Origin of the sequence: Mesorhizobium sp. YC-39 (assembly GCF_025753795.1) — a bacterium.
Classification (GTDB): Bacteria; Pseudomonadota; Alphaproteobacteria; order Rhizobiales; family Rhizobiaceae; genus Mesorhizobium.
This window is the reverse complement of record NZ_JAOWPS010000002.1, coordinates 972712-998844: the sequence shown is the minus strand read 5'-3', so window position 1 is coordinate 998844 and position 26133 is coordinate 972712. Positions and strand designations below refer to the sequence as shown.

The following is a 26133-nucleotide window of genomic DNA, read 5'->3' as shown; positions in this document are numbered from 1 at the left end:
AAGCTGCCTTAAGCCGCCGGCTGCGCCTCGATGGTGCGCAGGGCCTGCGTCTGGCGCTTGGCCGCGGCCTTGACCGCGTCCTGCACCTTCTCGAAGGCGCGCACCTCGATCTGGCGCACGCGCTCGCGGCTGATGTCGAACTCGGCCGACAGCTCTTCCAGCGTCAGCGGCTCCTCGGCCAGGCGGCGCGCCTCGAAGATACGCCGCTCGCGCTCGTTGAGCACAGCAAGAGCGCCGGACAGCATGCCGCGCCGGTTTTCCAGCTCGTCCTGCTCGATCAGCATCTCTTCCTGGCTTTCGTGGTCGTCGACCAGCCAGTCCTGCCATTCGCCTGATTCACCTTCGCTGGCGCGGATCGGGGCGTTGAGCGAAGCGTCGCCAGACAGGCGGCGGTTCATCGACACGACTTCGGCTTCAGAGACGTTCAGCCTTGTGGCGATCTCGGCGATCTGGTCGGGCTTCAAATCGCCGTCGTCAAGCGCCTGGATCTTGCCCTTCACCTTGCGCAGGTTGAAGAACAGACGCTTCTGGTTGGCGGTGGTGCCCATCTTGACCAGGCTCCACGAGCGCAGGATGTATTCCTGGATCGAGGCCTTGATCCACCACATGGCGTAAGTGGCGAGCCGGAAGCCGCGCTCCGGTTCGAATTTCTTAACGGCCTGCATCAGGCCGACATTGCCTTCCGAGATCACTTCGCCGATCGGCAGGCCGTAGCCGCGATAGCCCATGGCGATCTTGGCGACGAGCCGCAAATGGCTGGTGACGAGCTTGTGCGCAGCCGTAGTGTCCTCATGCTCGGCATAACGCTTGGCGAGCATGTACTCTTCCTGCGGCTGAAGCATCGGAAAGCGGCGGATTTCTTCCAGGTAGCGGCTGAGGCCGCCTTCGCCGGAAACGATACTGGGTAGTGACTGGGCCATGATAGCGCCCCCTCTCTATTGGAGTGATGCCCCCGAAACGCGGCGGGCATGTGACGCGAACACCAAAAGGCTCGCTCGCGACAACCGATCTATATAGGAACAAAACCAGAAAAGACAGGCATTTGTTCAACACGAAACAGTGTGTCACGCTGAAGTGAACAACGCCAGTCAGGTTTCTTGATGGCTTGCTTGAGGCTTGTTGATGTCAGGTTCAGAGCTTGCGAAAGCCGCCGACAAGTTCCTCCATGTCCCTTGGCATCGGCGCCTCGAACCTCATGGTTAGATGGGTAGTCGGGTGGCGAAATTCAAGAAGCCGGGCGTGCAAAGCCTGTCGTGGGAATGCCTTGACCTCGCTCTTCAGCGGCTCGGGCAGGCGGTTGGCCTTGGTGCGAAAGGCCTGGCCGTAATCGGGATCGCCGACGACGGGATGGCCGATATGGGCCATGTGGACGCGGATCTGGTGGGTGCGGCCGGTCTCCAGCCGGCATTCGACCAGGCTGGCCGTGGCAAATTGCTGCTGCTTTTCGCCGAAGCGCTCGATCACGGTGAAATGCGTGATCGCGTGGCGCGCATCGTCGCGACCCTCCGGCACCACGGCACGGCGCACGCGGTCGGCGGCGCGGCCGAGCGGCGCGTCGACCGTGCCGGTCGGCCTTGGCGGTATGCCCCAGACCAGCGCCAGATAGGCGCGTTTGAGATCGCCGGTCAGGCCGTGGTCGGCAAAGGCCTCCGACAGGGCCTTGTGGGCGCGGTCGGTCTTGGCCACCACCATGACGCCGCTTGTTTCCTTGTCCAGGCGATGGACGATGCCCGGCCGCCGGACGCCGCCAATGCCGGAAAGACTGTCGCCGCAATGGTGGATCAGCGCGTTGACCAGCGTGCCGGTCCAGTTGCCGGCGCCGGGATGGACGACCAGCCCCGCCGGCTTGTTGATGACGATCAGTTCGCTGTCCTCATAGAGCACGTCGAGCGCGATCGCCTCGCCTTGCGGCTCGGCCGGTTCCGGCTCCGGCATGTCCACCGAAACGCGGTCACCGGCGGCCATCTTGCGCTTGGCCTCGTCGACCGGCTTGCCGCCGATGCTGACCGCACCTTGCCGGATCAGCATCTGCACGCGGCTGCGCGACATATCCGGGCCGAGCTTGCTCGCCAGCCATTGGTCGAGGCGCTGGCCGGCCGCGTCGAGGCCGGCCTCCAGCACAGTCGGTGCGCCCTCTATGAATTGCGGGGTCTTCTCGTTATGAGCGCTCATCGAAAAAAGTTCCGGAATTTTGCCATGGCCAGGCCGCTTGCCGACGAAGACGAGGAAAAACCGCTCGACCCCGGGGTCGAAAGCGTGCGGAAGAAACTCGTGCGCTTCATGGCCATCAATCTTGGCCTGCTGTTCCTTGCCCTTATGGTGGTGATCGCAGCCCTTGTCTACAAAGCGCGCAATGCGCCGCCCGCCAGCCCGCCGCCGGCGGGCGACATCCAGGTGCCATCGGGCGAGCCACTGACCGGCGATATCGTGCTGCCGGTCGGCGCAAAAATAGTCAGCCAGTCGCTCTCCGGCAACCGCGTCTCCATCGACGCCGAGCTCGCCGACGGCAGCCGCGCGATCTTCGTCTACGACATCGCCGAGCGTCGCATTATCGGCCGCTTCGCAATCCGGAACAGATGACTTCGCCGCAACAAATGGCTAGGCCGTAACAAATAGGGGCCGCAACTATGACCAGCTTTGCTGAAGGCCGACGCGTCGCGACTGTCGCGCTGGTGGTCAGAAATTATGACGAGGCGATTTCCTGGTACGTCGGCAAGCTCGGCTTTGTCCTCACCGAGGATGTCGATCTCGGTGGCGGCAAGCGCTGGGTCACGGTCGCGCCGGCGAACGGACAGGGCGCGCGGCTGCTGCTGGCCGAGGCGGCGGATGAAGCGCAAAGAAATAGCATCGGCAACCAGACCGGCGGCCGTGTCTTTCTATTCCTCGAAACCGACGATTTTGGCCGCGACCACGCGACGATGCTGGAAAAGGGTGTCGAATTCCGTGAGGCGCCGCGCGTTGAGCCCTATGGCACGGTGGCGGTTTTCGCCGATCTCCATGGCAATCTCTGGGACCTGATCCAGCCGAAACGGTAGGCCTGCAGTGGCCGAATCCCCGGCACAACCGATTGTTCGAAGCCCGGTTGCTTTTTCCCGGCCGTCAGCCTATATCGCCGGTTCTTGAACGCGCCCATCGTCTAGCGGTCAGGACACCGCCCTCTCACGGCGGGAACAGGGGTTCGATTCCCCTTGGGCGTACCAAGCAATCAAACAAATTGGCGGCGACGGATCGTTTTCGGCGAGTTCCGTGAAGGCGTCGACAATCCCCGCGCCGCTCTTGGCGCTGACGAACTTGACGCTCGACCGCGCGAGCTGGCCGATCTGTTCGGCGCTTCCAGGCGCTTCGGCGAAGGGTGGATGCCAGGAATAGTCGGCCCTTAGCACCGGCTAGCGAAGCTGCGCACGACGCGCGTGGCTAGGCTCTAAACGCGCCATGCTCCAGAAACGCGTTGTAGTATCGTAGCTTCTTTGCCGTTCGAATTTCTCCCAGTCATGGCTTCGCACGATACCAAGATATGCGGTGAACGACACATCCACGGCGCGCTCAACCATTCGATCTATTCCGGCAAGCCGAAAAGTGTTTGCGCGCCTGCTATTCCTCTGAGCGGATGACTGCCCATGGCGATCATCGGCTCGGTAGTTTCTGCCTCGAACACTGTCGACGCGAGCACCGTCCGTCCTAACGGCTTGCACAGCCCTTCGATGCGGCTGACAAGATTTACAGCCTTGCCGATCGCGGTGAAGTCCAACCTGCCGGCAGTGCCGATATTCCCCCAAAGTATCTCGCCGACATGCAGGCCAATGCCATATCCGAACTCAGGGCCCCCATTGCGGCGCCGAGTTTGGTTGAGATGATCTATTCCGGCGCGCGTGGCCTTCACGGCGCGTACCGCCGCGTCACATGCGGCCCTTGCATCGCGCTCGCCAATCGGGAAAATCGCGAGGACGCCATCACCTATAAACTTGAGAACCTCGCCACCAAATGCGTGCACCGCGCCGGCGACGCAATCGAACCAGGCATCGAGTACCAATACGATCTCGTCTGCATCATGAACCTCGGATAGATCGGTGAAACCTCGAAGGTCCGCGCACAGAAGCGCAGCCCGTATCGTCTCTCCCTTTACTCGACGAGAATGACCGTTGAGCACATGTGCTGCACTGCGCTTTCCCAAATATGCTTCGAGCAATGTGCGTTTCGCAGACCGTTCTGCGAGTGCGGTCATCGGAGCCACAGCAAACCGGGAGATTTGCCGCAGCAGCTCTGACTGCGCCTCATCCGGAGTATGATCGAACGCCCACACCAAAGTCGGTGCGACACGGTCCGCTCCCTCGTCGAACACGATCGCCCGCGTCGTGCCAAGCCACTCCCGCAGCACGAGTCGGGGATCGGCATTCTGGCGGTCGGCGCCTATCCCCAAAGCCTCGACCACTTCACCGCTAGGCGCTCGCCAGAGCCAGATGCGGCGTGAAATGATCGGGTCGGGAGCATCCTGCGCCAGCGCGCCGGCAATGATCGGCAAGCCGTCTTCCATCAAATGTGTTGAGAGCTGCAATAGAAGTCGCCCACCGTCGCCAATATGCGCGGCGTCGTCCAGAAGGAATGAAAGCGAGTTTGCGAGAAGCATCGGTAGAAGATCACTCGGCACCGGCTTATGCTTACGCCTCGAACATGTTCTTGCAACTCCCCATATTCGCTTCAATCATACGCGGCATTCGATGCGGACGTGACTGGAGTGAGCAATGGCAGAATCGGTTTACACGGAGATTGAGGTCGCGGCGCCACAAGCGACCGTGTTCGCGCTTTTGACGGATCCGGACCAGATCGTGCGATGGATCGGGACCGAAGCGAATTTGGATGCAACGCCGGGCGGTCTGTTCCTCGTCAATGTCGGTGGTCGCCATATGGCGCGCGGCGAGTTCACCGAGGTGATCCCGGTCCACCGTCTTGCCTACAGTTTTGGCTGGGAAGACAACGAGACCGTGCCGCCCGGCTCCAGCCATGTCGAGATCGACCTGATCGCGAGGGATGCGGGGACACTGATCCGCTTCACGCACAGCGGACTGCCGAACGCAAAGGAGCGTGACAGCCATCGAAGGGGATGGGAACACTACCTCTCGAGGCTGAAGATCACTGCCGATGGGGGACATGTCGATCCCGACGTGCCGATGAAGAATATGTGATTTTCATCTAAGGGTCGCGGATGCGCATTCTTCGGCGCCGGCAAGTACGGATCGCCGATCGGTCCGCCCGGGTCCTGAAGCGCCGGCGCTTCTGGCGCAACGGCTCGGATTGAATTAGCATCCGTTCATCAAAGCTTCCGTCCGCCGGCAAGGCGCGGCGTGGCCGGGAGGAGCCAGATGCAGAAGTTGCAATCGCAGGGCGTCCATCACATCACGCTGGTCGGCGCCGGGCGTCAGACCTCGATCGATTTCTGGGAAGGCGTGCTTGGCATGCCTTTCATCTTCGAGCAGCCCAACCTCGACAAGGCCAGCGAAAGCCATCTCTATTTCGACCCGGGCGACGGAAGGCTGATCACCATCTTCACCGATGAGAGCCGCACGCCGGAGAAACGGCGCACGCCGACCGACACGGGCTGCGTCCATCACATCGCCTTTTCGGTGTCGCGCGTCACCTTCCTGCAGGCGGTTGCCAGGCTCGACGAGCGCGCCATCAAGCACAGTGGCGTCAAGGATCGCGGCTTCATGGATTCGATCTATTTCGAGGATCCGCTCGGCCTGCTGATCGAGCTCGCCTCCTACCGCTTCGAGCCGCCGGCCGGCTTCACCCATGCCGACGTGCTGATGCAGGCGCACAATCTGCGTGTGGCGCGTGGCGACTACAACATCGCGGAGGTACATCTCGCCGATGCGATCCAGGCGCTGGTCGAGCGCTCGCGCGCCACTTTGTCGGACGACCGGGCGCCGAAGAATCCATACTGACGACAGCCAAACCGAGGGAGGACCACAATGGCAAAGACGACAACGAAGAGTGCGAAGAAGCCGGCTGCCAAGGCAGCGACGAAAACGGCGGCCAAGGCCGCGACAAAGCCTGCGATCAAGGCAGCGAAAGCGTCCGCCAAGCCGGCAAAGAAAGCCGCCGCAAAACCTGCAGCCAAGGTTTCCGAGAAGTCCACACGGAACGCAGCGAAATCAACGAAAAAAGCCGGGCTGAAGCTCAGCATGCTGAAGCCGAGCGTCAACAATATGAGTGTGCGGGTGTTCGCGCGCGCGGCCGGGCTCGACCATTTCGAGACCGACGTATGGGGTGTTACGCGCTCGCCCGAATTTATGGGGCGAAACCCGGCGCATCTGACACCGATGATCGAGGATAAAGGCCTGCCGCGCGGCGTCCTATGGGAAAGCTGCGCCATCATGCAGTATCTCGCCAACAAGCACGGGCTGGAGAAATTCTATCCGAAGGCGCCGGCCAAGCGGGCGATGATCGACAGTGCCATGTTCTATCTCATCGGTACGCTCTATCCCTATGTGGCGCGGGCCACCTATCCGGCGCTGAACTTCCCGCAATATGCCGGCGAGGTCGGCCACAGCGACGCCCATCCCGACAGGAAGTCGGAAGCCCAGAAAGCCGCCGCGGCCGCGATTGCGGAGCCGCTGGAGGTCTTTCACTCCTTCTTCAGGAACGGCAAACCATTCATCGGCGGCAAGAATCCATCGATCGCCGACATTCGGCTCGCGGCGACGCTCGAATTCCTGGCCGTCATCGACTATGCACTGCCCGGATGGGCCAAGGATTACATGGCGGCGATGGAGAAGAAACTTGGCAAGGCCTATGCCGAACCGGCCAGCGACGTGCGCGGCTATATTGCCTATGTGAGATCGCAGGCCAAGGCCTGAGGTGCCGACTGGACGGATCGAGAGCAGGGCCGGCTTTTTGGCAAAACCGCCTGGCGCTTTTTGCAATTCCAGGCCATTTGCCATCACGTCCGGAAAATCCGATTGTCAATTGGACTTATGACAGGGATCGCTAGCGGATTTGCTGTTTTTTTTAGACCGCCACGCCGTTACATTGGCGGGATCATACCGGTTTTTTATGCGAGTGCTATCAATGGGTTCACTGGGTAGGGAAGAAAAAGGTTCCATAGGATTCGGGCAGAAAAAACTTTGAATTCGCCTGCGGGGGCGATGACGTGTCAATTCGCGAGAATCTCGCCACAAATCTGAGGCGGCTCTGTAAGGATCACGCCTCGGTAAGTGCGGTGTGCCGTGAATTGCGCATCAACCGCACGCAGTTCGAGCGCTATCTGCAAGGCCAGACCGTTCCGAACAAGGCCACAGCCAAGCTGATCTGCGATTATTTCAAGATCGACGAGGCCGAGTTGTACCAGGATCATGGTGCTGCGGAGTCTACGGTCCCAGGCCTGCCGCCGATTTCCGAAAGCCTGTTCAAGCAGTTGATACGCCCGCCAAGCCCGTCGATCGCCGGCGGCACCTACTTCACCTATTTTTCCATACCAGGTCGCACCGACCTTTTGATGCGTTCGGTGACGTTCGTGCGACGCGAAGCCGAGCTGGTCACCTTCAGAAGGGTGACCGGATGGTCCGAGCGGCGCGGGTCGACATGGGCACGCGCGCGCGGCAATCACTATGGGGTGGCAATCTCGCGCCTGAACTGGATCTACTTCAGCGGCATCAACCGCCGGCAGACGGGCGAGCCGTCGCTTATCTCGGTGCAATGGGCGCCCATCTCCGAACCAGTTCTCACCGGCAGGGCAATGCTGCTGACCGAATCCGGGCCGGCTTTCGTGTCGGTGATCATGCGGCAGGAAGTTGCCATCAGCTCAAGAAAGGCGATCCGGATGGCGCATGTCATCAGGCTCGACGACCCGAGCGTCGATCAGCTCGTCGTCAGTCTGGCCCGGGACGGAGTCGACTGACAGGCTCTGCATCTGCCTGTGACGCATTTTGAGTATAAATCTACTCGATAATAGCATAAATTTTATGTAAGCTACTCTATATCGGAGTAAGTTGTTGCGGTTCATTCCGTATTGAAAATGATATCTTATATCATGTCGGTATTGTTGAAAAATTTACTATATTTTTAAGAAGTCGTTAGGATTTCAGACCTTACTTTCTTTCTGCGGATCCCATTGTGGACTCATAAAGAGAGGGACAAGAAATGGCAAAGAAAGTGAACGCCGCTCCGAAGCTGACAATCGGCGCTGGCACGCAGACCGTCTTCTTCACCCAGGGCATGCACTACAACAAGCGCTGAAACCGCGCGGCGCCGGCAGGTTTTTCGCTTGCCGGCGCCCCGTCTTCACGATGGCGTCGAACCGATGAAGATGCGCTCCTCAAAAACCCTGGTCTTCTATCCCGGGTCCGGCAAGGTCACCGCTTGCAACTTCCTCACCAGGCGCGTGTTCGAGTGCAGTTCCGAGGTGATCGGTCTTCTCGCGGCCTGGGATAAATGGGCATCGCCGGCAGATGTCTCGCGCAGCCATGGCTGGTCGCATTCCGAGCTCGAGGCTATTGTTCCTCAGCTGGTCGATTTTTCCGCACTGGTGACGGCCGGGTCGCAGGTCGCCGAACAGGAGGCGGCGTTCTCCGGTCAATGGGGCTGGGGCATGCCAACCGCGCTAATGCATTTTTGCGTGCAGGACAGCGAATTCATCAGCATCGAGCAGTCTGAGGAGCGGCAGATCGAGCGCGCGGGGCGTATTCCGCAGCCGGGCCTTCTGCTCAAGAACCCGCCTGGCGCCATTCGGTTGCCGGAAGCGTTGGACGACAATGACCTGCTCGCACTGATGGCGCGGCGGCGCACCAATCGCACAACGGGCGCACCCGCCATCACATTGAAGCAGCTCTCCGACTGCCTGTTCGCCGGCATGGGCATTACCGGCGAAACCACCAATTGCGTGGGTTCACTGCCGCTGGCGATGACGCCTTCGGGCGGTGCGAGGAATCCCTACGAAGCCTATGTGGTTGCGAAAGCGGTCGAAGGTCTCGATCCCGGCGTCTATCACTATTCAGCCGCCGACCACGACCTCGGCAGAATTTCAGCGGACCATCTGCCGAAGATCTCCGATCTGATCGGTGGCCAGGAATGGGCGGATGCGATGCCTTGCCTGATCCTGCTCTGCGCAAAACTCGATCGCACGATGTGGAAGTACGAGGACGCCAACGCCTACCGGGTGGTCCTGATCGAGGCGGGCCATATCGGCCAGAACATCATGCTGGCGGCGACCAATCGTGGCTTGTCGGCGTGCCCGACGGCGGCGCTATGCCATTCGGCGATCAAGCGTCTGCTCGGCCTGGAGCGCCTCACCGACGCGCCAGTCTATGCATTGACCATCGCAGTCCCAGCTTCGCATTCCGAAGCCAGGTCGATCAATTAGTTGCCCGGTACGTGTTCCCCGAGTTCCACCAGATGAACAGGAGCAGCCACGTGCCAAATCAAGCGCTACGCCAATCCGAAATCGAAAATCTTCAATGCATTGCCACCATGACCATGGCTGAAGCGAGCCGTTTCCCGATGATCGCCTACCTGCTGGGCATGGCCTATGCCGAAGCTTTCGATGTCCTTCGCGGCGGGCGGCCGGTCCGGCTGATCGCTGGCACGCCTCGCCGCTCGGCGTTTCAACCAAAAGCGGTGCGGACCCAATCGGTGGGTGCGTGAGGGAAACGCACGGCCGCACTACCCGGCTTTGATCCCGGCCCGGCCCGGTAAACCGGCATCGGCTCATCCGGCACGAAAGGAGCGTAAGACATGAACATGATCGCACCTATAAAAAGCGCTGACATCAGGGGCGCGAAAAACCTGGGCGCCGAAACCAGGAGCGATATTTTCGGCCGGCTCGAAGCCTTGATCGCCGAACGGCCGTGGTCGTTGGACGCTGCGCGCGCGGAAGCCCGCCAACTCGTTTCAGAGGCAATGGCCGATACCTGCCAGTTCGATACGCTTTGGGGAGCGGCGGATGCCTTCCACGCCCATTTCGAATTCATGATGCAGACTGTCGAGATCGACGGGGCCAGCGGCGCCAGTCTCGAAAACCTGCGGATGCGCTGCCGCTTCTACCTCGAAGAGGTTGAAGCCCTCTGTCTGGCATCGCGCTATCGGTAGATAGGCGTCGTTCATTTGGCTGATGGCAAGTGTGTGGGAAAGATTAAGGTTTCGTTTACCAATACTCAGTCTACTGGGGGCAGTTCACCTCATGCCCGTGACCGCGGATGTACCGGCGCGGATGCCGAGGTAGAAGAAAAGGTCGGCCACGTGCCGACCTTTTTGTTTTTTCAGCTGTGTTTCATCGCCGGCAATGTCTTTACCCACGTCCGCCAATGACAATCAGATTTCCACCGAAAAGCCGCCCCAAACGGAAACGTCCACCGCTCTACGCAACTTGTCTCAATGGCTGTTGGAACCCGTTCAACGCGTCTCAATGGTGACTGCGCCTCGCCTCGACATGCCGCGCCAGTTCCGGCGTCTCGAAGACATAGTCGCTCCAGGCCGATTCCGGAATCTGCCCGGCCAGATAGCATTCCAGCAACAGTTTTTCCTCAGGGTTGAGAGGCCGCGGCGCGCGCTGATGATCCAGTCCCAGCGAGTGGAACAGATTTTTGGTCAGGTCCGAGACAGTGAAGTGGATCGACATCTTGCGTCTCCTTTGCTGCATCAACGTCGGAGGCAGGGCAAAGGTTTCAGCGCAACCGCCAGCAATGCCGGATTGATCAGGGAAGCGGCCGCCCAAATTTGATGGTCGCGCCGGCGCCAGCGTCGTGAATTTGACGTCCAGTCCCGCTGTTGGCGTCAGAATCCAGGAATGGGAAATCAAAACTGATATGCAGCGCCTCGTTTCCCCTAAATGGAAAGTGAAAATTTGTACATAAGCCGCTTATATTTACAATATACCATCACTTATTGATGATATAAATGCAATATTCGATTTTAAATAAACAATTTAAGACATATTTTCTGATCTATGCGCGGAATCCCATGATTGTTGTGCGTTAAATTGATAATTGATTTTCCATCATGGTCGAAGCCAAGCCGAATTGCGGTTTCACCATGCCCGCGTTGTTGCCGCTGCTTTCGTCTCAATCTTGAAACAAAAGTGTAATATCGAATTTACGAGAGCAGGTGTAATAGACTAGAACTAAAATCTCTGGAAATCGTGGATTTGCTTGAATTAGGTCGACCTCATTTAGTTCAGTCTTATTCACGGACAACAAGAATGCGGTTCCGGGCTCTCGGCGGCAACAAGGCAAGGGTCACTCCAATGACACGCTTCTGGTCTAACGCTATGCTGGTGCTGGTGTTGGCAACGACATTCGCGCTCGGCGTTTCCTCTTCCTATGCGGATACTTGCAGCGCGCTCAGAGGCCAAATGCTCTCGGCCGGTCGCGGCTCCGGGTCAAGCCCGCAGGTCGCCCAGTTGCGCCGGCAGCTTGTCGCGATCCAGAGGTTGGAGAAGCAGCGCCGATGCTCGGCGAAAGATTCGAAGGTCGGGTTCTTTTTCAATCCCTGCGCCGATCTCATCCAGAGCAAGGCAGCGGTGCAACGCCAGATCGCCAGTGCGTCGAATTCGGGCCGGGATACATCAGGCCTGCGGGCGCGGTTCGTTTCCCTAGGCTGCACGTCCACGGCCAAGAAGCAGGAACGGCAGAAAGAGCAGCAGGACCAAAAGCAAGCGCAGCAGCGTTCGGCACCCAAGACCCGGTCCGACGGCATGAAATATGCCGGCAGCCCGATGCTGTTTTGCGTCCGCCTTTCGGACGGATATTTCTTCCCTGCGCCAAAATCGCAGTTCGCCAAAAAGGACGATCTGAAGGAAACTGCCGATCAGTGCCGCTACATCTGCGACGATGTCGGCGTCGACCTCTACACACTGAGCGACGTCAGCCGCGAGACTGAAGAGATGGTCGCGCTGGAAACGCGAAAACCCTATGTAGAGCTTCCGACCGCTTTCAGATACCGCGACGATGCGAATTTCAAAGCGTGCGACGTCAAGCGTTACAACCAGCGGGTGGCCGAACTCAGGGCACGGACGGTAACGCCCGCCAATATGGCCAACGCCATCATTCCATTGCCGACGGCAAAACCGGATCTTGGCACCGTTGCGCAGATCCCCGAATCCGAAGCCCCCGATGCCAAAGTCCCGGAGGTCAAGGGTGCCGCCCAGCATCAGTCGATCGAAAAACTGGCCGGCACAAGACCGGTAAGGGTGGTCGGGCCGGCTTTCTTTCCTGAAGATTGATCTCCCCGGAATTGACGAGGAAGATTGACGAGGCGGCAGCCAGCCGGGCCGCCGTTCTCGAGTGCACTCGGCCATTGTCCCGGTTTCCCAACTCCCTGGTCCCCAACCCGTAGCAGCCGTTCCTGCCTGGAACGCATTGGCCGGTCGCTGCGTTGTCGCTGGAGCAATCGGGGAGCAATGCCATGGTCACATTCAGGGAAATGAAGGTCCAGGAGATCACCGAAGACGAATCGCTGACCAGCGAAGAGAAGATCGCAAAACTTCGAGACATCGAATCCGAAGCGCGGGGGTTGCAGCGCGCGGCATCGGAAAGCCCGATGGGCGACGACGATGGCTGGCAGGACGAACTGCGTCAGGTCCGAATTGCGCTGGACAAGCTTGGTGCGCAAGAGCCCAAGAAGGGCGCGGCGTCGTTGTAGCGTCACCTCTCGACCTCGCCGTTCGACGCAAAGCGCGTCGATGGCGTTATTCGCAGACCATCCGGACCCGCTTGCCGGGCTCGCTGACATTCCTGCAAGCGAGCGACTTTGCTGGCCCGGTCGACAAAATGGGCGGGTTGGAAACCTCCGTCATGCGCCTGGCAGGCGCTGCGGATGCGATACTCCTGCGAGCCACCGATCGCTTTGGCATTTGCGGCGCCACCGGAAAGACGTCGCTCTCCGACTGCTGCAACTGATCGGCTTGTGCATGCGGCGGGGGCTTGTCCCAAACGCGCCGGACATCGAGCGGCCTGGGAATGACCACGGTGCCGTCGTAACTGCGCGAACAACCACCCCCGAACAACAGCATCGGGCACAGGAAAAAAGCCAGGATCCGTCCCAACATCAGTAACACCCCTGCAGAAATTATAACGCGCCTTCGGCACTGGCGACAACGGGCAGATGAGCGCAGCCTAATGCGTCCCCAGAGATGCGTCCGCCGCGATCCCTGGCTGCACAAAGAGGGGATTTTACCAAATCAATCGCTGGTCGCGATCCGTTAAGGTTAGCGGAACGTTAATGCTTCTCAGGCACATTCCGCCGACGGGCCGTGGAGGGAAGGTTCGGCCTTGATCTTCGGGTTGGAACAGCATGGCGGAAGTGGAGGGACCAGTACGCGGCAAACGCAAGCCCCGCAAGACGGCGGCGCGTGGCCGCAGTGCGTCGTCGTCGGGTGAAAATAGGGATTCGGCGAAGGCGCTTCGCGAACTGGTCGAGGCCGACTGGATTTGGGAGACCGACGCCGAGCTACGCTTTTCCTGGCTTTCAGAAAGCTTTCAGACAGCCACCGGCATCGATCCGGCCAGCGTCCTCGGCCGCTTCTGCTTCAACTTCCTGGAACAGGTCCTGGTCGGCAATCGAAACGCCGCTGCCCATCTGGAGGATCTGCGGGCACATCGGCCGTTTCGTGATTTCGTCCATGAGCTGAAGCGCGGCCGGGCGGATTGCCGTTGGGTTTGCATCAGCGCCTTTCCCCGTTTCGATAGCGAGAAGAAATTTGCCGGCTATCGCGGCATCGGCCGCAATGTCACAGCGCTCGCCAATGCATTCGACGAGTTGAGGCGGTCGCAAGAGCAAAAACTTGCGTCGACAGACGGCGAGACCGGACAGATCCTGTCCGACGTGGCGCGCACGGTAGCCACCGTGCTGATGGATGACGGACCCTATACGCTCGCCACCAGCCAAGCTCATCCGGGGGGCTCCGGGATGCCCGAAAGTGAAGTGGTGGCCGAACCTTTTGCTACCCTTCGCATCATGGTCGATTCGATGCCGATCGGCATTATCCTCCTCGACGCGGAACTGCGCGTGGAAATGATCAACCAGGCTTTTTACGAACTCTGGAAGGTCGACCCTCGGCGCGCTGGTGTCGGGAGTTCGTTCCGTGATGTCATGGAGGCCAGCCGGAACGTCGATCCCAATGGTTCCGATGAAGAGGCCTGGCAGAAGCACATCGCCGGGCGCGAGACGGAAATCAGGGCGGGCGTGGTGGGATCGCGGCAATTGCCGCGCAATGATGGGCGGACGCTGATCTCTTCGATAGCCTCGCTTGCCGATGGCAGGCGGCTGATTTCCTATGTCGACGTCACCGACATCAAGGACCGAGAGGCGGAACTTGCCGAGGCGCTGGAAAAATCGCGGCTGGCCGAGGCCGTGATCAACGACGTCAAGGATCCGATCTTCGTCAAGGACGACAATCTGCGCTTCGTCTTCGTCAACGAGGCGTTCGCCGCGCTCTACGGGCAGCGGCCGCAGGCCATGCTCGGCAGGCCTGGTGGCGATTTCGTCAAGCCGGAAGAGGCCACACGCTTCGAAGAGAGCGAAAGGCAGGTCCTGGCGAGCGGCCAGCCATATGAGGTGGAAGAAAACTTCGCCTATTCGGGCATTGGCAGCTCCCGCATCGTCAGGAAAAACCGCGTCTCGGTGGCGAGCGGCCGCAATTATGTTGCCGGCTTCATCTTCGACATTTCCGACATGAAGCGCCGCGAAACCGAAGCCGAAGATGCGCGCAAGCATCTCGCCACAGTGCTGGACTCATTACCCGCCGGTGTCCTCATCTACGACCGCGACGACGATTTCGTCTTTGCCAACCGCAAGCTGCAGGACATGCTGCCTGCCTTGAGACCCGCGTGGCAGGCCGGACGCTCGTTCCGCGAGGCGTTGGCGCTCGGCCATTCGGCCGGCTATTTCCGCACCAGCGGCGATCCCGAACTCGACAAGCTCTACGACAGCGATCCCGACCGTTGGCTCGACGGCATATTGGCCCGCTATCGCCTGCCCAGCGCGTCCTTCGAACGTGTCAATCCGGACGGCCGCTGGTATCAGGTCCAAGACATGCGGACCGAAGACGGCACGTTCATCGGCGTTCGCGTCGACATCTCCGAGATCAAGAGCCGCGAAAAGGCGCTGCATGACAGCATGCGCCAGATCGAACTGTTCCGGCACGTGATGGACGAACTGCCGGTGGCCGCTTTCATCAAGGCCGAGGACCTGACCATAGAGTTCGTCAACAAGGCCTGGTGCGCCATGACAGGCATCCCCAAGGAGGATGTCATCGGCCGAACCGACGACCAGCTTTTCGGAGCCGTGGATGCCGAAAACTACAATCGCGACGATACCGAGGTCGTCGTCACCGGCAGTTTCAAGGAGATCGAGGAGCCTGTCGCCCATCGTGACGGAACGGTGAGGCAAATGATGACGCGCAAGAACCGTCTGGTGGCACTGGACGGGTCGGTGCATCTTGTCGGTTCCAGCACCGACATCACTGACGTCAAGGCGCGAGAACGAGCCCTGGAACAAAGCATGCGCGAGAATGAGGTGTTCCGCAGCCTCATCGACAATGTGCCGGTGTCGATCTACGCCAAGCGCTCCGACCTCAGGCTGTTCTACGTCAACAAGCGCTGGTGCGATCTCACCGGCTTCAAGATGGAAGAGGCGATCGGCAAGACCGACGTCGAGATTTTCGGGACGGATGGCGAAGCCTTCGCGAAAGGTGATCTCGCGGTGCTGAGCAGCGGCGAGACCCAGGAGATCGAGGAGACCGTAACGCTGGCCGATGGCAACATCCGCCATCAGTTCGCCCGCAAGGGCGCGCTGATGGCATCGGACGGTTCGCTCTACCTGATCGGCTCGACCACCGACATCACCGAGATGAAGCAGCGCGAGGCCGAACTGCGCGAGGCACGGCAGCGGGCCGTGCTCGCCGACCGCGCCAAGTCGGAATTCCTGGCCAATATGAGCCACGAGATCCGCACGCCGATGAACGGCGTGCTCGGCATGGCCGAACTGCTGGCCAAATCCAACCTTGACCCGAAACAGAGGATATTCACCGATATTATCGTGAAGTCGGGGAACGCGCTGCTCACCATCATCAACGACATCCTGGATTTCTCCAAGATCGATGCCGGTCAGCTCGTGCTCGATCCGGCGCCCTTCAACCTTCGCGAGGCGATCGAGGACGTGGCGACGCTGGTGTCGGCACGCGCCAAGGAGAAGGATCTCGAGCTCGTCGTGCGCGTCGAGCCCGGCCTTGAAAGCCTGTTCGTCGGCGATGCCGGCCGCATCAGGCAAATCGTCACCAACCTGCTTGGCAATGCAGTGAAGTTCACCGACGAAGGCCATGTGCTGGTCGATGTGACGGGCGAAAGGGTTCCGGCAGGAACCAGGCTCACCATCTCGGTGACCGATACGGGCATAGGCATTCCGCAGAACAAGCTGAAATTCGTCTTCGAGAAGTTCAGCCAGGTCGACACCTCTTCAACAAGACGGCACGAAGGCACCGGGCTTGGCCTTGCCATCACCTCGCGACTTGTCGATCTCATGGGGGGCGAGATTGGCGTAGACAGTGCCGAGGGCAAGGGCTCTACCTTCTGGTTTACGGTGACACTGCCTGCAGCCGGGAACCAGACCGAGCAGCGTATCATGCCGGTCGACGTGACCGGCGCGCGGGTGCTGATCGTCGACGACAATGCCGTCAACCGGTCGATCCTGACCGAGCAGATGATTTCATGGGGCTTCGATTCCTGTGCGGCAGAAAGCGGCGACGTCGCACTTGACGTGCTCGTCACCGCCGCTGCCTATGGCGTGCCGGTCGACTGCGTCGTGCTCGACTATCAGATGCCGGAGATGAATGGCGCCGAAATGGCGCGGATCGTGCGCAATACTGCCGGCCTGGCCGAAACGCCGATCATCATGCTGACATCCGTCGACCAGTCGCTGGCCAATACCAGCTTTCATGATCTCGGCATCGATGCCCAACTCATCAAGCCGGTGCGCTCCTCGGTGCTGCAGGAAACGCTGGTCGCCACCATCCAACGGCGCCGACACGCCATGACCGGCACCGGCGCGCAGCCCGCCGATTCGGCAAACGACATGCCGCAGCCATCGCCGGCGCAATCGCCCCCTCCGGTGTCGAGCGCGTCCGAACGGGCGCTGCTGCTACCGCCGCCGGTTCGCCCCCGCCCGCCTGGGGATGCCGGGCATCGGCTTGACATCCTCGTTGCCGAGGACAACGAGGTAAACCAGCTGGTCTTCACCCAGATCCTCGGAGAAACCGGCTATCGCTTCGAGATCGTCGACAACGGCCGCAAGGCGCTTGACGCCGCCGACAGGCTCGATCCACGCATGATCCTGATGGATGTCTCGATGCCTGAGATGAACGGTCTCGAAGCAACCGCCGCTATACGCCGGCTGGAGGAAGAGAGCGGCAGGCATGTCCCGATCGTCGGCGTCACCGCGCACGCGCTGAAGGACAATCGCGAGCGATGCCTGGAGGCCGGCATGGACGATTATCTGTCCAAGCCCATCAGTCCGAGGGCCCTGCTCGAAAAGGTCGAGCGTTGGCTCGATGCGGACGGCGTGGTCCAGCGCAACGCGGGATAGAGTCCCACAGGATCTGCAGCGCCTCCCAGTCCTTTGTCCTTTCGAACCTTTTGTTCGGTCGTGCGCAAGTTTGCGAAGGTTATCGCGAAATCAGCCGAGATTCGGTGATGCCCAGCGGACAAGACTATGGCGCGATCGCACCATACCAAAGCGCGCGCCCAGCCGGGACAATGTGCACATTCGAGTTCCCTCTCTCCAGTTACGGGCGGGAGCAGCGACCGCCGGCAAGAGACAGCGTCAATTCTACCCCAACGGACCCTGTTTCGGCGATGGCACGGGCCATGACATCCTCTGGCCGCATGCAACGCGCTCCCGCCCGGATTTTCTTTTTGACTAGGCCGTTCGGCCAGCGAACGGTCGGAAATCGCGCAAGTCGCTGATTCCAGCGGCAAACAGCGGCCACGCCCGCGAGGGCCCGCGATCAATCCTTTCGACATGGCTGTGCGGCGTTACCGGTGTGACACGAAACTGTCATGCAACTGTAATAATCGAAGGCTATTGGCCTCAGCGGGCGCCGACACACAATGGTGCCGAGAGACCATCTTCCGAACAGGAGCAGGCCACATGAAAAAATTCCTCCTTACGGCGTCGGCCGCGGCGCTTGCGCTCGCCGCGTCGTCCGGCTTCGCCGCCGCGCGCGACCAGATCCAGGTTGCCGGGTCGTCGACCGTTCTACCCTATGCCAAGATCGTCGCCGAGCAGTTCGGCGAAGCCTTCACCAACTTCAAGACCCCGGTGGTCGAATCCGGCGGTAGCGGTGCCGGCATCAAGGAATTCTGCAAGGGCGTCGGCGAAGATACAATCGACATCGCCAACTCCTCGCGTCCGATCAAGGAAGACGAAGTCAAGTCCTGCGTCGCCGCTGGCGTGAAGGAAATCCAGGAAGTCCGCATCGGCTATGACGGCATCGTCTTCGCCACCGACATCAAGGGTCCGGACTGGGCGCTGGTACCCACCGACATCTACAAGGCGCTCGCCGCCAAGCTCGTCGTTGACGGCAAGCTCGTCGACAATCCGAACACCAAGTGGAGCCAGGTCAATCCGAAGCTGCCCGACTGGGATATCGCCGCCTACATTCCGGGCGAAAAGCACGGCACGCGTGAAGTGTTCGAGACCAAGCTTCTCGATGCTGGCTGCGACAAGGCTGCTCTCAAGGCCGCCGGCATTGCCGACGACAAGGAAATCGGCAAGACCTGCATCGCCATCCGCAAGGACGGCAAGGCCGTCGACATCGACGGCGACTATACCGAGACGCTCGCCCGCATCGACTCCAACAAGACCGGCGTCGGCGTGTTCGGTCTCGCCTTCTACGAAAACAATGCCGACAAGCTGAAGGTCGCTACCGTCGAAGGCGTCGTGCCGTCGACAGAGACCATCGCCAGCGGCAAGTATCCGGTTTCGCGCCCGTTGTTCTTCTACGTGAAGAAGGCGCATCTCGGCGTCGTTCCGGGCCTTAAGGAGTATGTCGAGTTCTTCCTTGACGACCAGATGGTCGGCCCGGAAAGCCCGCTCGCCGAGTACGGCCTCGTTGCTGCTCCGGACGCCGAGCGTCAGGCCCAGCGCGACGCTTTCGCCGCCGGAAAGACTATGTAATCAAGCTATGAAGCCGGGGCGCGGATTGTCTGCGTCCCGGTTTTTATCGCCAGCCGCAATGGCGGTGGCGACTGCAGCATGATCCCGAGAGTGGGAAACCGGTTTTTTTTCGCTGACCTCCGGTTCGGGTAGATCGTGCTCAAACAAGGAATTCCCTGGGGTGGGTCCATGTCGTCTTTGCTCGTACTCGCCATTGTCGTTGCCATCGGCGTCGTTGCATTCTTCGTCGGCCGGCAGCGTGCCGCGGCCCATGACAATGGCGCGGTGAAGCCGCATTCGCGTGCCCATTATCATGGCTGGTGGGCCTTCCTGCTCGCCGTCCTGCCTGCCATTTTGCTGCTTGCCGTCTGGACCATCGGTTCGTCCTTCTACCTCGACCGGCACATTCATGCCGCTCTGCCCGAGCGTACCGCCGACAGCAAGGTTGCGAGCGAGGCGCTGGACGTTAGCCTGGTGAAAAGCCTCGCCAAGGGCCTGCGCCAGCTCGATGCGAACACCACGCTGCCCACCACATTCGCCGAACTGCAGCCGATGCTCGCCGCCAAGGGTGTGGCGCTGGCAAGCGATACGCAGGATTACATGATTCCGATCGCCGTCGAGGCGAATGCGGTGCAGAGCCGGCTCGGCCTGTTCGGCGCGGTCATTACGCTTGCCCTGTCGATCGCCGGCGCCTTCTACGCGCTCAGGCAAATCGCGCCGCGCGCAAGGGCGCGCAACAATGTCGAGAAGCTGATGCTATGGGGGCTGCTCGCCGCCTCCACCATCGCCATCCTGACCACGGTCGGCATCGTGCTTTCCATGCTGTTCCAGACGATCAGCTTCTTCGAGAGCGTCTCGCCGATGAGTTTCTTCTTCGGCACCGTCTGGGATCCGCGCTTCGCCGCGGCCGGGTCGGGCGGCAGCCAGGGTCAGTTCGGTCTGATCCCACTTCTCGCCGGCACGCTCTATATTGCCTTGGTTGCGCTGCTGGTCGCTGTTCCGGTCGGCCTGATGTCGGCGGTCTACATGGCCGAATACGCGTCGCCCAAGGTGCGCTCGGTGGTCAAGCCGGCGCTGGAACTGCTCGCCGGCATACCAACCATCGTCTATGGCATTTTCGCCGTGGTCACGCTCGGACCGTTTCTGCGCGACCTTTCCGCCGCGCTCACCGGCGGTTCGCCCTTCATCCAGGGCCAGAGCATCTTCACCGCAGGCCTCGTCATGGGCATTATGCTGATCCCGGTCGTGTCTTCGCTGTCCGACGATATCATCACAGCAGTGCCGCGCGCCATGCGCGACGGCTCGCTCGGCCTCGGCGCGACACGCTCGGAGACGATCAAGCGGGTGATCCTGCCGGCGGCACTTCCAGGCATTGTCGGCGCCATCCTGTTGACCGCCTCGCGCGCTATCGGCGAGACAATGATCGTCGTGCTTGCTGCCGGCGTCGCCGCCAATCTCACCGTCAACCCGTTCGAGGCGATGACGACCATCACCGTCAAGATCGTCAACCAGCTGACCGGCGACCTCGAGTTCAATTCGCCGCAGACGCTGGTCGCCTTCGCGCTCGGCCTGACGCTGTTTGCGCTGACACTGGTGATGAACATCGTGGCGCTCTACATCGTGCGCAAGTACCGGGAGCAGTACGAATGACCGACATCTCCATGGATACTATGGTTCGGGTCGCGGCTCATCCGCGCCGCGACATCGGATTGAAGGCCCGCTATGCCGCCGAACGCCGGTTCCGTATCTACGGAGCGCTGGCGATTTCGATCGGTCTTGCGTTCCTGGCCATCATGCTCATCACCATCGTCTCGAAGGGCTACACCGCCTTCTGGCAGACGACGGTGACGCTACCGATCAACTTCGATGAGAAGGTGATCGATCCCTCCAACAAGCGCGCGACCGATCCGAGCGTGCTGATCAAGGCAAATTATCCAAAGCTCGCTGAAAACGCGCTGGTCGCCAAGCTCGGCATCAATCCCGATGACAAGCCGATGATCCGGAAGCTCAAGGGCTTCCTGTCCGAGGGCGCCCGCGTCCAGCTGCGCGACATCGTCGCCGCCGATCCGTCGGTGATCGGCACGACGCGCGACGTCAACATCCTCGCCGCCGCCAATCTCGATTCGGCCTTCAAGGGCCAGATCGACCTCAGCGTCGAGGAAGCGCGCCGCAAGGTCTCGGACCAGCAGATCGCCTGGATGAACAAGCTCAAGGCGGACGGCGCCATGGCCGAGCATTTCAACACCGGCCTGTTCACCTACGGCGCCTCCAGCCGCCCGGAAACCTCCGGCATGGGCGTGGCGATCATCGGCTCGTTCTACATGATGATAATCGTGCTGCTGCTGGCGCTGCCGATCGGCGTCGCCGCCTCCATCTATCTGGAGGAATTTGCCAAGAAGAACCGCTTCACCGACCTGATCGAAGTCAACATCAACAATCTCGCCGCGGTGCCGTCGATCGTCTTCGGCCTGCTCGGTCTTGCCGTCTTCATCAATTTCCTCGGCATGCCGCGTTCGGCGGCTTTCGTCGGCGGCCTGGTGCTGACGCTGATGACGCTGCCGACGATCATCATCGCGACGCGCGCCGCCCTTGCCGCCGTGCCGCCATCGATCCGCTCCGCTGCGCTCGGCCTCGGCGCTTCCAAGATGCAGATGGTGTTCCAGCATATTCTGCCGCTTGCTGCTCCAGGCATCCTCACCGGCACGATAATCGGCTTGGCGCGCGCGCTCGGCGAAACCGCGCCGCTGCTCTTGATCGGCATGGTCGCTTTCGTCGCCGACTATCCGAAGACGCCCTTCGATCCGGCAACGGCGCTGCCGGTGCAGATCTACATGTGGGCGAACGAGGCCGAACGCGCCTTCGTCGAGCGCATGTCGGGCGCCATCATCATTCTGCTCGTCTTCCTCATGGCCATGAACATCACCGCGATCGTGCTTCGGCGTCGGTTCGAGCGGCGCTGGTAGAAAAAAGGCATTTTGGTATGAACATCATGACCGAACAGTCTCTTGAAAATGCAGTGGGCGAAAAAATGAGCGCCAAGTCGAACGAAGTGATCAAGATGCGCGGCGACAAGGTCGGCGTCTTCTACGGCGAGAAACAGGCGCTGTTCGACGTCAACCTCGACGTGCGCCTGAACCAGGTGACGGCGCTGATCGGCCCTTCTGGCTGCGGCAAGTCCACCTTCCTGCGCTGCCTCAACCGCATGAACGACACTATCGACTCGGCGCGGGTGACCGGCAAGATCACCCTCGACGAAGAGGATATCTACGACAAGAACATCGATGTCGTCGAACTCAGGGCCCGCGTCGGCATGGTGTTCCAGAAGCCCAATCCGTTCCCGAAGTCGATCTATGAGAATGTTGCCTATGGTCCGCGCATCCATGGGTTGGCCAAGCGCAAGGCGGACATGGACCAGATCGTCGAATCCAGCCTGAAGAAGGCGGCGATCTGGAACGAGGTCAAGGATCGCCTGCAGGAGCCCGGCACCGGCCTTTCCGGCGGCCAGCAGCAGCGTCTGTGCATCGCGCGCGCCATCGCCGTGTCGCCAGAGGTGATCCTGATGGACGAGCCGTGCTCGGCGCTCGATCCAATCGCCACTGCTCGCGTCGAGGAACTGATCGACGAGCTGCGACAGAACTACACGATCGTCATCGTCACCCACTCGATGCAGCAGGCAGCGCGCGTGTCGCAGCGCACGGCGATGTTCCATCTCGGCTATCTGGTCGAGGAGGGTGCCACCGACAAGATGTTCACCAATCCCGACGACCAGCGCACCCAGGACTATATCACCGGCCGCTTCGGCTGAGCGGTTCCGACCACGCATAGAAGGACAGGATCATGGGTGAACATCATACGGTTGCGTCTTTCGACGAGGATCTCGGAGCGATCAGCAAGCTGATCAGCGACATGGGCGATCTGGCCCGCTCGATGGTCAGCGGGTCGACCAAGGCCCTGCTGAATTCCGACAATGCGCTGGCGCAGCGCGTCGTCTCCGACGACGCCATCATGGATGCGCGCCAGCGCGAGCTGGACGATCGCGCCATCACGCTGATCGCCAAGCGCCAGCCGATGGCCAATGATCTGCGCGCGGTGGTCGGTTCGATCCGCATGGCCGGCGACCTCGAGCGCATCGGCGACCTTGCCAAGAACATCGCCAAGCGTGTCGGCACCGTCGGCCTCAGCGTTACGCCACGCGACCTGTCGCATTCCATCGACGCGATGGCGCAGCTGGTGCTCATCCAGGTGCAAGGCGTGATTGAGGAATATGCCGCAAGGGACGCGGCGGCACTCGCCAAACTCAGAAACGAAGACGAGCGCATCGACGTCAAATACACTTCGGTGTTCCGCGAGTTGCTGACCTACATGATGGAGGATCCGCGCAACATCACCGCCTGCACGCATCTCCTGTTCTGCGCCAAGAACCTTGAGCGCATCGGCGACCATGTCACCAACATCGCCGAAAACGCCTATTATGTTCTGACCGGTCAGCAGCTGCCCGCCAATCGTCCGAAGCAGGACGAAACGGCGATGTCGGCGCCGGCGGCATGACAGAGGCGTCCGTCCGATGATCGCGCCACGCATCATGGTGGTTGAGGACGAGGAGCCGCTGGGGGTATTGCTCCGCTACAACCTCGAATCCGAAGGCTACCAGGTCGAGGTGGTGACGCGCGGCGACGAGGCCGAGATCCGGCTGCAGGAGAACGTGCCCGACCTCCTGGTGCTCGACTGGATGGTGCCGGCGGTTTCGGGCATCGAGCTCTGCCGGCGCCTCAGGATGCGACCCGAGACCGAGCGGCTGCCGATCATCATGCTGACCGCGCGCGGCGAGGAGAGCGACCGTGTGCGCGGCCTTTCCACCGGCGCCGACGACTATCTGGTCAAGCCGTTCTCGACGCCGGAATTCATGGCCAGGATCAAGGCGCTACTGCGCCGCGCCAAGCCTGAAGTCTTGTCCAGCGTGCTCAAGGTCGGCGATATCATGCTTGATCGCGAGTCGCACCGGGTCTATCGCAAGAAGAGCGAGATCCGGCTCGGGCCGACCGAATTCCGACTGCTCGAATTCATGATGCGGCACCCCGGTCGCGTCTTCTCGCGCAGCCAGTTGCTCGACAATGTCTGGGGCGAGACGATCTATATCGACGAGCGCACGGTCGACGTGCATGTCGGGCGATTGCGCAAGGCGGTCAACAATGGCCGCATGCCCGACGTGATCCGCACCATCCGTGGCGCCGGCTACGCGATCAGGGAAGATTAGAACCTGATCCCATCCCGATGAGATCGGGAAGGCTCCAGGGTCAAAACTCAATCAGCGAGCAGTCGCCAGTAGCCGCGAAGGGCCGACAACGGACCGGTAGCTTCGAGCCCGCGGATATCGAAAGCGGACATTCACGTCGACGTGGGCATGATCATGATCTGACCCAGAACAGACCGGCAGCGAGGTGCCAAGAGCTTCAACGTCGACGGGCGATTTAGGTCAGATCAGACGATCCTGGTTATGACATCGATGTTGCCCCGTGTCACTTTGGAGTAAGGACAAATGTCGTGCGCTTCATCCACCAGAATTTGTACGACATCACGCTCCAGATCCGGCACGGCAATATCCAGTTGGACGCTGAGAAAGTGGCCGTTTTCTCCGTAGTTCAGATTCACCTCGGCCTCGATGCTCACCCCTGCAGGCAGCGCGATTTTTCGTTCGTGGGCCGCAGATGCGATTGCGCTTGCGAAGCTGGCCGACCAGCCGGCCGCGAGCAACTGCTCCGGATTGGTGCCTATGCGCGCCGATCCGGGCGCCGAAAGCCAGATGTCCAGAAGGCCGTCGGAGCTGCGCGAGGCGCCATTTTCGCGGCCGCCCGTCGTTGAGGTCCTGGCCGTGTAGACAACCCTTGCGATGCGGCTCATGGGCATTCTTTTTGCTGGCAGCGGTAACCGCCGGGGGCGGTTACCGCGAACTCGATCAGGCGTCGACCTCGACAACGGCATCAGCGAAGGCCTGCGGCGCTTCCTGGGGCAGGTTGTGCCCGATGCCTCCGGTGACAACCCGATGCGCATATCTCCCTGAGAACATCTTAGCGTATGCGCTGGCGTCCGGATGCGGCGCCCCATTGGCGTCGCCCTCGAGCGTGACCGTCGGCACGCCAATGACCGGTGCCTGCGCGAGTCGCTCCTCAAACGCGGCGTATTGCTGCTCGCCGGCGGCCAGTCCGAGCCGCCAGCGATAGTTGTGGACCACAATGGCCACGTGATCGGGATTGCCCAAAGCCGCGGCGCTGCGCTCGAATGTGGCATCGTCGAAGTTCCACCGGGGGGACGCGAGTTGCCAGATCAGCCTGGCGAAATCTCGTGTGTATTTCTCGTAGCCAGCGCGGCCGCGATCGGTGGCGAAGTAATATTGATACCACCATTGCAACTCGGCCTTGGGTGGCAGCGGCAGCTTGCCGGTTTGCTGGTTGCCGATGAGGTAGCCGCTCACCGAGACCATCGCCTTGCAGCGTTCAGGCCATAGCGCGGCAATGATGTTCGCGGTGCGGGCGCCCCAGTCGCAGCCGCCGATCGTCGCCTTTTCGATGCCCAGTGCGTCCATCAGGGCGACAATGTCGGCGGCGATCGCCGACTGCTGGCCGTTGCGCATCGAATCTTGCGACAGGAAACGCGTTGGCCCGTATCCGCGCAGGTACGGCACGATAACGCGGTGGCCTTTCGCCGCCAGCGGAGGCGCGACATTGGCATAGGTGTGGATGTCATACGGCCAGCCATGCAGCAGGATGACGGGTGGGCCGTCGGCGGGTCCAAGCTCGGCATAGCCGACGCTCAGCACGCCGGCATCGACCTGCTTCAAGGGACCGAAGGACGCCGCCACGGGCTCTCCCGTCGCCTCTTGCGCCTGTGCCGGGCCTATCAGGCCGAACTGAGTGGCGGCGAGAGCCATCGCAGTGGCGCCAAAGAACCGTCGGCGTTCTTGGTCGATCTGATCTGGGATATTGAGCGAATGCATTT

General features: G+C 61.0%; 25 protein-coding genes and 1 tRNA gene. 19 read left to right on the top strand and 7 right to left on the bottom strand.

Annotation, left to right across the window (positions count from 1 at the left end):
- Positions 1–8: 8 nt before the first annotated feature.
- A complete protein-coding gene (gene rpoH / locus OHD62_RS14280) occupies positions 9–920 on the bottom strand; it encodes an RNA polymerase sigma factor RpoH (protein ID WP_095089340.1) in 912 nt (303 codons plus the stop codon).
- Positions 921–1131: 211 nt separating this feature from the next.
- The gene (locus OHD62_RS14275) at positions 1132–2172 is read right to left on the bottom strand and encodes an RluA family pseudouridine synthase (RefSeq protein ID WP_263783428.1); all 1041 of its coding nucleotides are present in this window, start codon (positions 2170–2172) and stop codon (positions 1132–1134) included.
- A 24-nt stretch (positions 2173–2196) separates the two neighbouring features.
- Between OHD62_RS14275 and OHD62_RS14270 the strand changes: the two genes are divergently transcribed.
- The 3 genes from OHD62_RS14270 (at position 2197) to OHD62_RS14260 (ending at position 3200) form a co-directional block, all read left to right on the top strand.
- Positions 2197–2580, top strand: coding sequence for a fimbrial protein (locus tag OHD62_RS14270; protein WP_263783427.1), 384 nt, complete (start codon positions 2197–2199; stop codon positions 2578–2580).
- A 47-nt stretch (positions 2581–2627) separates the two neighbouring features.
- Positions 2628–3035: a VOC family protein gene (locus tag OHD62_RS14265; RefSeq protein WP_263783426.1), complete on the top strand. Its 408-nt coding sequence runs from the start codon at positions 2628–2630 to the stop codon at positions 3033–3035.
- 90 nt (positions 3036–3125) lie between these two features.
- Positions 3126–3200: transfer RNA gene (locus OHD62_RS14260), tRNA-Glu, on the top strand.
- Between the two features lie 356 nt (positions 3201–3556).
- Here OHD62_RS14260 and OHD62_RS14255 read toward each other — a convergent pair.
- Positions 3557–4624, bottom strand: coding sequence for an adenylate/guanylate cyclase domain-containing protein (locus OHD62_RS14255; RefSeq protein ID WP_263783425.1), 1068 nt, complete (start codon positions 4622–4624; stop codon positions 3557–3559).
- A 115-nt stretch (positions 4625–4739) separates the two neighbouring features.
- On the opposite strand from OHD62_RS14255, the gene OHD62_RS14250 reads away from it, so the two are divergent.
- The 7 genes from OHD62_RS14250 to OHD62_RS14220 all read left to right on the top strand — a co-directional run bounded on the left by OHD62_RS14250 (position 4740) and on the right by OHD62_RS14220 (position 10080).
- Entirely contained in the window at positions 4740–5180 is a 441-nt protein-coding gene (locus tag OHD62_RS14250; RefSeq protein ID WP_008873905.1) for an SRPBCC family protein, read from the top strand.
- A gap of 177 nt (positions 5181–5357) precedes the next feature.
- Complete coding sequence (locus OHD62_RS14245; RefSeq protein ID WP_263783424.1) at positions 5358–5939, top strand: VOC family protein; 582 nt, start codon at positions 5358–5360, stop codon at positions 5937–5939.
- A 27-nt stretch (positions 5940–5966) separates the two neighbouring features.
- Entirely contained in the window at positions 5967–6854 is an 888-nt protein-coding gene (locus tag OHD62_RS14240) for a glutathione S-transferase family protein (protein WP_263783423.1), read from the top strand.
- Between the two features lie 293 nt (positions 6855–7147).
- Entirely contained in the window at positions 7148–7894 is a 747-nt protein-coding gene (locus OHD62_RS14235) for a helix-turn-helix domain-containing protein (protein ID WP_263783422.1), read from the top strand.
- Positions 7895–8296: 402 nt separating this feature from the next.
- On the top strand, positions 8297–9355 hold the full coding sequence (locus OHD62_RS14230; RefSeq protein WP_263783421.1) for a SagB/ThcOx family dehydrogenase: 1059 nt from the start codon (positions 8297–8299) through the stop codon (positions 9353–9355).
- 50 nt (positions 9356–9405) lie between these two features.
- Positions 9406–9636: a hypothetical protein gene (locus OHD62_RS14225; RefSeq protein WP_263783883.1), complete on the top strand. Its 231-nt coding sequence runs from the start codon at positions 9406–9408 to the stop codon at positions 9634–9636.
- Between the two features lie 90 nt (positions 9637–9726).
- The gene (locus OHD62_RS14220) at positions 9727–10080 is read left to right on the top strand and encodes a hypothetical protein (protein WP_263783420.1); all 354 of its coding nucleotides are present in this window, start codon (positions 9727–9729) and stop codon (positions 10078–10080) included.
- 84 nt (positions 10081–10164) lie between these two features.
- Here OHD62_RS14220 and OHD62_RS14215 read toward each other — a convergent pair whose 3' ends face one another.
- Positions 10165–10302, bottom strand: coding sequence for a hypothetical protein (locus OHD62_RS14215; RefSeq protein ID WP_263783419.1), 138 nt, complete (start codon positions 10300–10302; stop codon positions 10165–10167).
- 91 nt (positions 10303–10393) lie between these two features.
- Positions 10394–10609 carry a hypothetical protein gene (locus OHD62_RS14210; RefSeq protein WP_263783418.1) on the bottom strand — a complete coding sequence of 72 codons (216 nt, stop codon included), beginning with the start codon at positions 10607–10609 and terminating at the stop codon, positions 10394–10396.
- Between the two features lie 519 nt (positions 10610–11128).
- On the opposite strand from OHD62_RS14210, the gene OHD62_RS14205 reads away from it, so the two are divergent.
- From OHD62_RS14205 to phoB, 9 genes are all read left to right on the top strand, one after another.
- A complete protein-coding gene (locus OHD62_RS14205; protein WP_263783417.1) occupies positions 11129–12211 on the top strand; it encodes a DUF2865 domain-containing protein in 1083 nt (360 codons plus the stop codon).
- Between the two features lie 152 nt (positions 12212–12363).
- Positions 12364–12630: a hypothetical protein gene (locus tag OHD62_RS14200; RefSeq protein ID WP_263783416.1), complete on the top strand. Its 267-nt coding sequence runs from the start codon at positions 12364–12366 to the stop codon at positions 12628–12630.
- A 651-nt stretch (positions 12631–13281) separates the two neighbouring features.
- Entirely contained in the window at positions 13282–17568 is a 4287-nt protein-coding gene (locus tag OHD62_RS14195; RefSeq protein WP_263783415.1) for a PAS domain-containing protein, read from the top strand.
- 564 nt (positions 17569–18132) lie between these two features.
- Entirely contained in the window at positions 18133–19161 is a 1029-nt protein-coding gene (locus OHD62_RS14190; protein ID WP_263783414.1) for a substrate-binding domain-containing protein, read from the top strand.
- Positions 19162–19329: 168 nt separating this feature from the next.
- Positions 19330–20790 carry a phosphate ABC transporter permease subunit PstC gene (gene pstC, locus OHD62_RS14185; RefSeq protein WP_263783413.1) on the top strand — a complete coding sequence of 487 codons (1461 nt, stop codon included), beginning with the start codon at positions 19330–19332 and terminating at the stop codon, positions 20788–20790.
- Complete coding sequence (pstA, locus tag OHD62_RS14180) at positions 20787–22103, top strand: phosphate ABC transporter permease PstA (protein WP_263783412.1); 1317 nt, start codon at positions 20787–20789, stop codon at positions 22101–22103. The genes pstC and pstA overlap by 4 nt, the downstream gene beginning before the upstream one ends.
- Before the next feature lie 17 nt (positions 22104–22120).
- Positions 22121–22945, top strand: a complete 825-nt coding sequence (gene pstB / locus OHD62_RS14175; RefSeq protein WP_263783411.1) for a phosphate ABC transporter ATP-binding protein PstB — start codon at positions 22121–22123, stop codon at positions 22943–22945.
- A gap of 32 nt (positions 22946–22977) precedes the next feature.
- Positions 22978–23688 (top strand): phosphate signaling complex protein PhoU, encoded by a 711-nt coding sequence (phoU, locus tag OHD62_RS14170; RefSeq protein ID WP_263783410.1) that lies wholly within the window; start codon positions 22978–22980, stop codon positions 23686–23688.
- Positions 23689–23704: 16 nt separating this feature from the next.
- Positions 23705–24394, top strand: a complete 690-nt coding sequence (gene phoB, locus OHD62_RS14165) for a phosphate regulon transcriptional regulator PhoB (protein ID WP_123150227.1) — start codon at positions 23705–23707, stop codon at positions 24392–24394.
- A 224-nt stretch (positions 24395–24618) separates the two neighbouring features.
- Here phoB and OHD62_RS14160 read toward each other — a convergent pair whose 3' ends face one another.
- Both OHD62_RS14160 and OHD62_RS14155 read right to left on the bottom strand, forming a co-directional pair.
- Positions 24619–25038, bottom strand: coding sequence for an Ohr family peroxiredoxin (locus tag OHD62_RS14160; RefSeq protein ID WP_263783409.1), 420 nt, complete (start codon positions 25036–25038; stop codon positions 24619–24621).
- 55 nt (positions 25039–25093) lie between these two features.
- A complete protein-coding gene (locus OHD62_RS14155; RefSeq protein ID WP_412177373.1) occupies positions 25094–26131 on the bottom strand; it encodes an alpha/beta fold hydrolase in 1038 nt (345 codons plus the stop codon).
- Positions 26132–26133 lie beyond the last annotated feature (2 nt).

Bases quoted from the DNA above. Each gene is read 5' to 3' on its own strand.
- OHD62_RS14265 (WP_263783426.1), top strand. From the start codon at position 2,628: ATGACCAGCTTTGCTGAAGGCCGACGCGTCGCGACTGTCGCGCTGGTG.
- OHD62_RS14240 (WP_263783423.1), top strand. From the start codon at position 5,967: ATGGCAAAGACGACAACGAAGAGTGCGAAGAAGCCGGCTGCCAAGGCA.
- OHD62_RS14250 (WP_008873905.1), top strand. From the start codon at position 4,740: ATGGCAGAATCGGTTTACACGGAGATTGAGGTCGCGGCGCCACAAGCG.
- OHD62_RS14270 (WP_263783427.1), top strand. From the start codon at position 2,197: ATGGCCAGGCCGCTTGCCGACGAAGACGAGGAAAAACCGCTCGACCCC.
- OHD62_RS14190 (WP_263783414.1), top strand. From the start codon at position 18,133: ATGAAAAAATTCCTCCTTACGGCGTCGGCCGCGGCGCTTGCGCTCGCC.
- OHD62_RS14160 (WP_263783409.1), bottom strand. From the start codon at position 25,038: ATGAGCCGCATCGCAAGGGTTGTCTACACGGCCAGGACCTCAACGACG.
- phoU (WP_263783410.1), top strand. From the start codon at position 22,978: ATGGGTGAACATCATACGGTTGCGTCTTTCGACGAGGATCTCGGAGCG.
- pstB (WP_263783411.1), top strand. From the start codon at position 22,121: ATGAACATCATGACCGAACAGTCTCTTGAAAATGCAGTGGGCGAAAAA.
- phoB (WP_123150227.1), top strand. From the start codon at position 23,705: ATGATCGCGCCACGCATCATGGTGGTTGAGGACGAGGAGCCGCTGGGG.
- OHD62_RS14220 (WP_263783420.1), top strand. From the start codon at position 9,727: ATGAACATGATCGCACCTATAAAAAGCGCTGACATCAGGGGCGCGAAA.
- OHD62_RS14210 (WP_263783418.1), bottom strand. From the start codon at position 10,609: ATGTCGATCCACTTCACTGTCTCGGACCTGACCAAAAATCTGTTCCAC.
- pstA (WP_263783412.1), top strand. From the start codon at position 20,787: ATGACCGACATCTCCATGGATACTATGGTTCGGGTCGCGGCTCATCCG.
- OHD62_RS14255 (WP_263783425.1), bottom strand. From the start codon at position 4,624: ATGCTTCTCGCAAACTCGCTTTCATTCCTTCTGGACGACGCCGCGCAT.
- pstC (WP_263783413.1), top strand. From the start codon at position 19,330: ATGTCGTCTTTGCTCGTACTCGCCATTGTCGTTGCCATCGGCGTCGTT.
- OHD62_RS14230 (WP_263783421.1), top strand. From the start codon at position 8,297: ATGAAGATGCGCTCCTCAAAAACCCTGGTCTTCTATCCCGGGTCCGGC.
- OHD62_RS14155 (WP_412177373.1), bottom strand. From the start codon at position 26,131: ATGCATTCGCTCAATATCCCAGATCAGATCGACCAAGAACGCCGACGG.
- OHD62_RS14245 (WP_263783424.1), top strand. From the start codon at position 5,358: ATGCAGAAGTTGCAATCGCAGGGCGTCCATCACATCACGCTGGTCGGC.
- OHD62_RS14275 (WP_263783428.1), bottom strand. From the start codon at position 2,172: ATGAGCGCTCATAACGAGAAGACCCCGCAATTCATAGAGGGCGCACCG.
- rpoH (WP_095089340.1), bottom strand. From the start codon at position 920: ATGGCCCAGTCACTACCCAGTATCGTTTCCGGCGAAGGCGGCCTCAGC.
- OHD62_RS14195 (WP_263783415.1), top strand. From the start codon at position 13,282: ATGGCGGAAGTGGAGGGACCAGTACGCGGCAAACGCAAGCCCCGCAAG.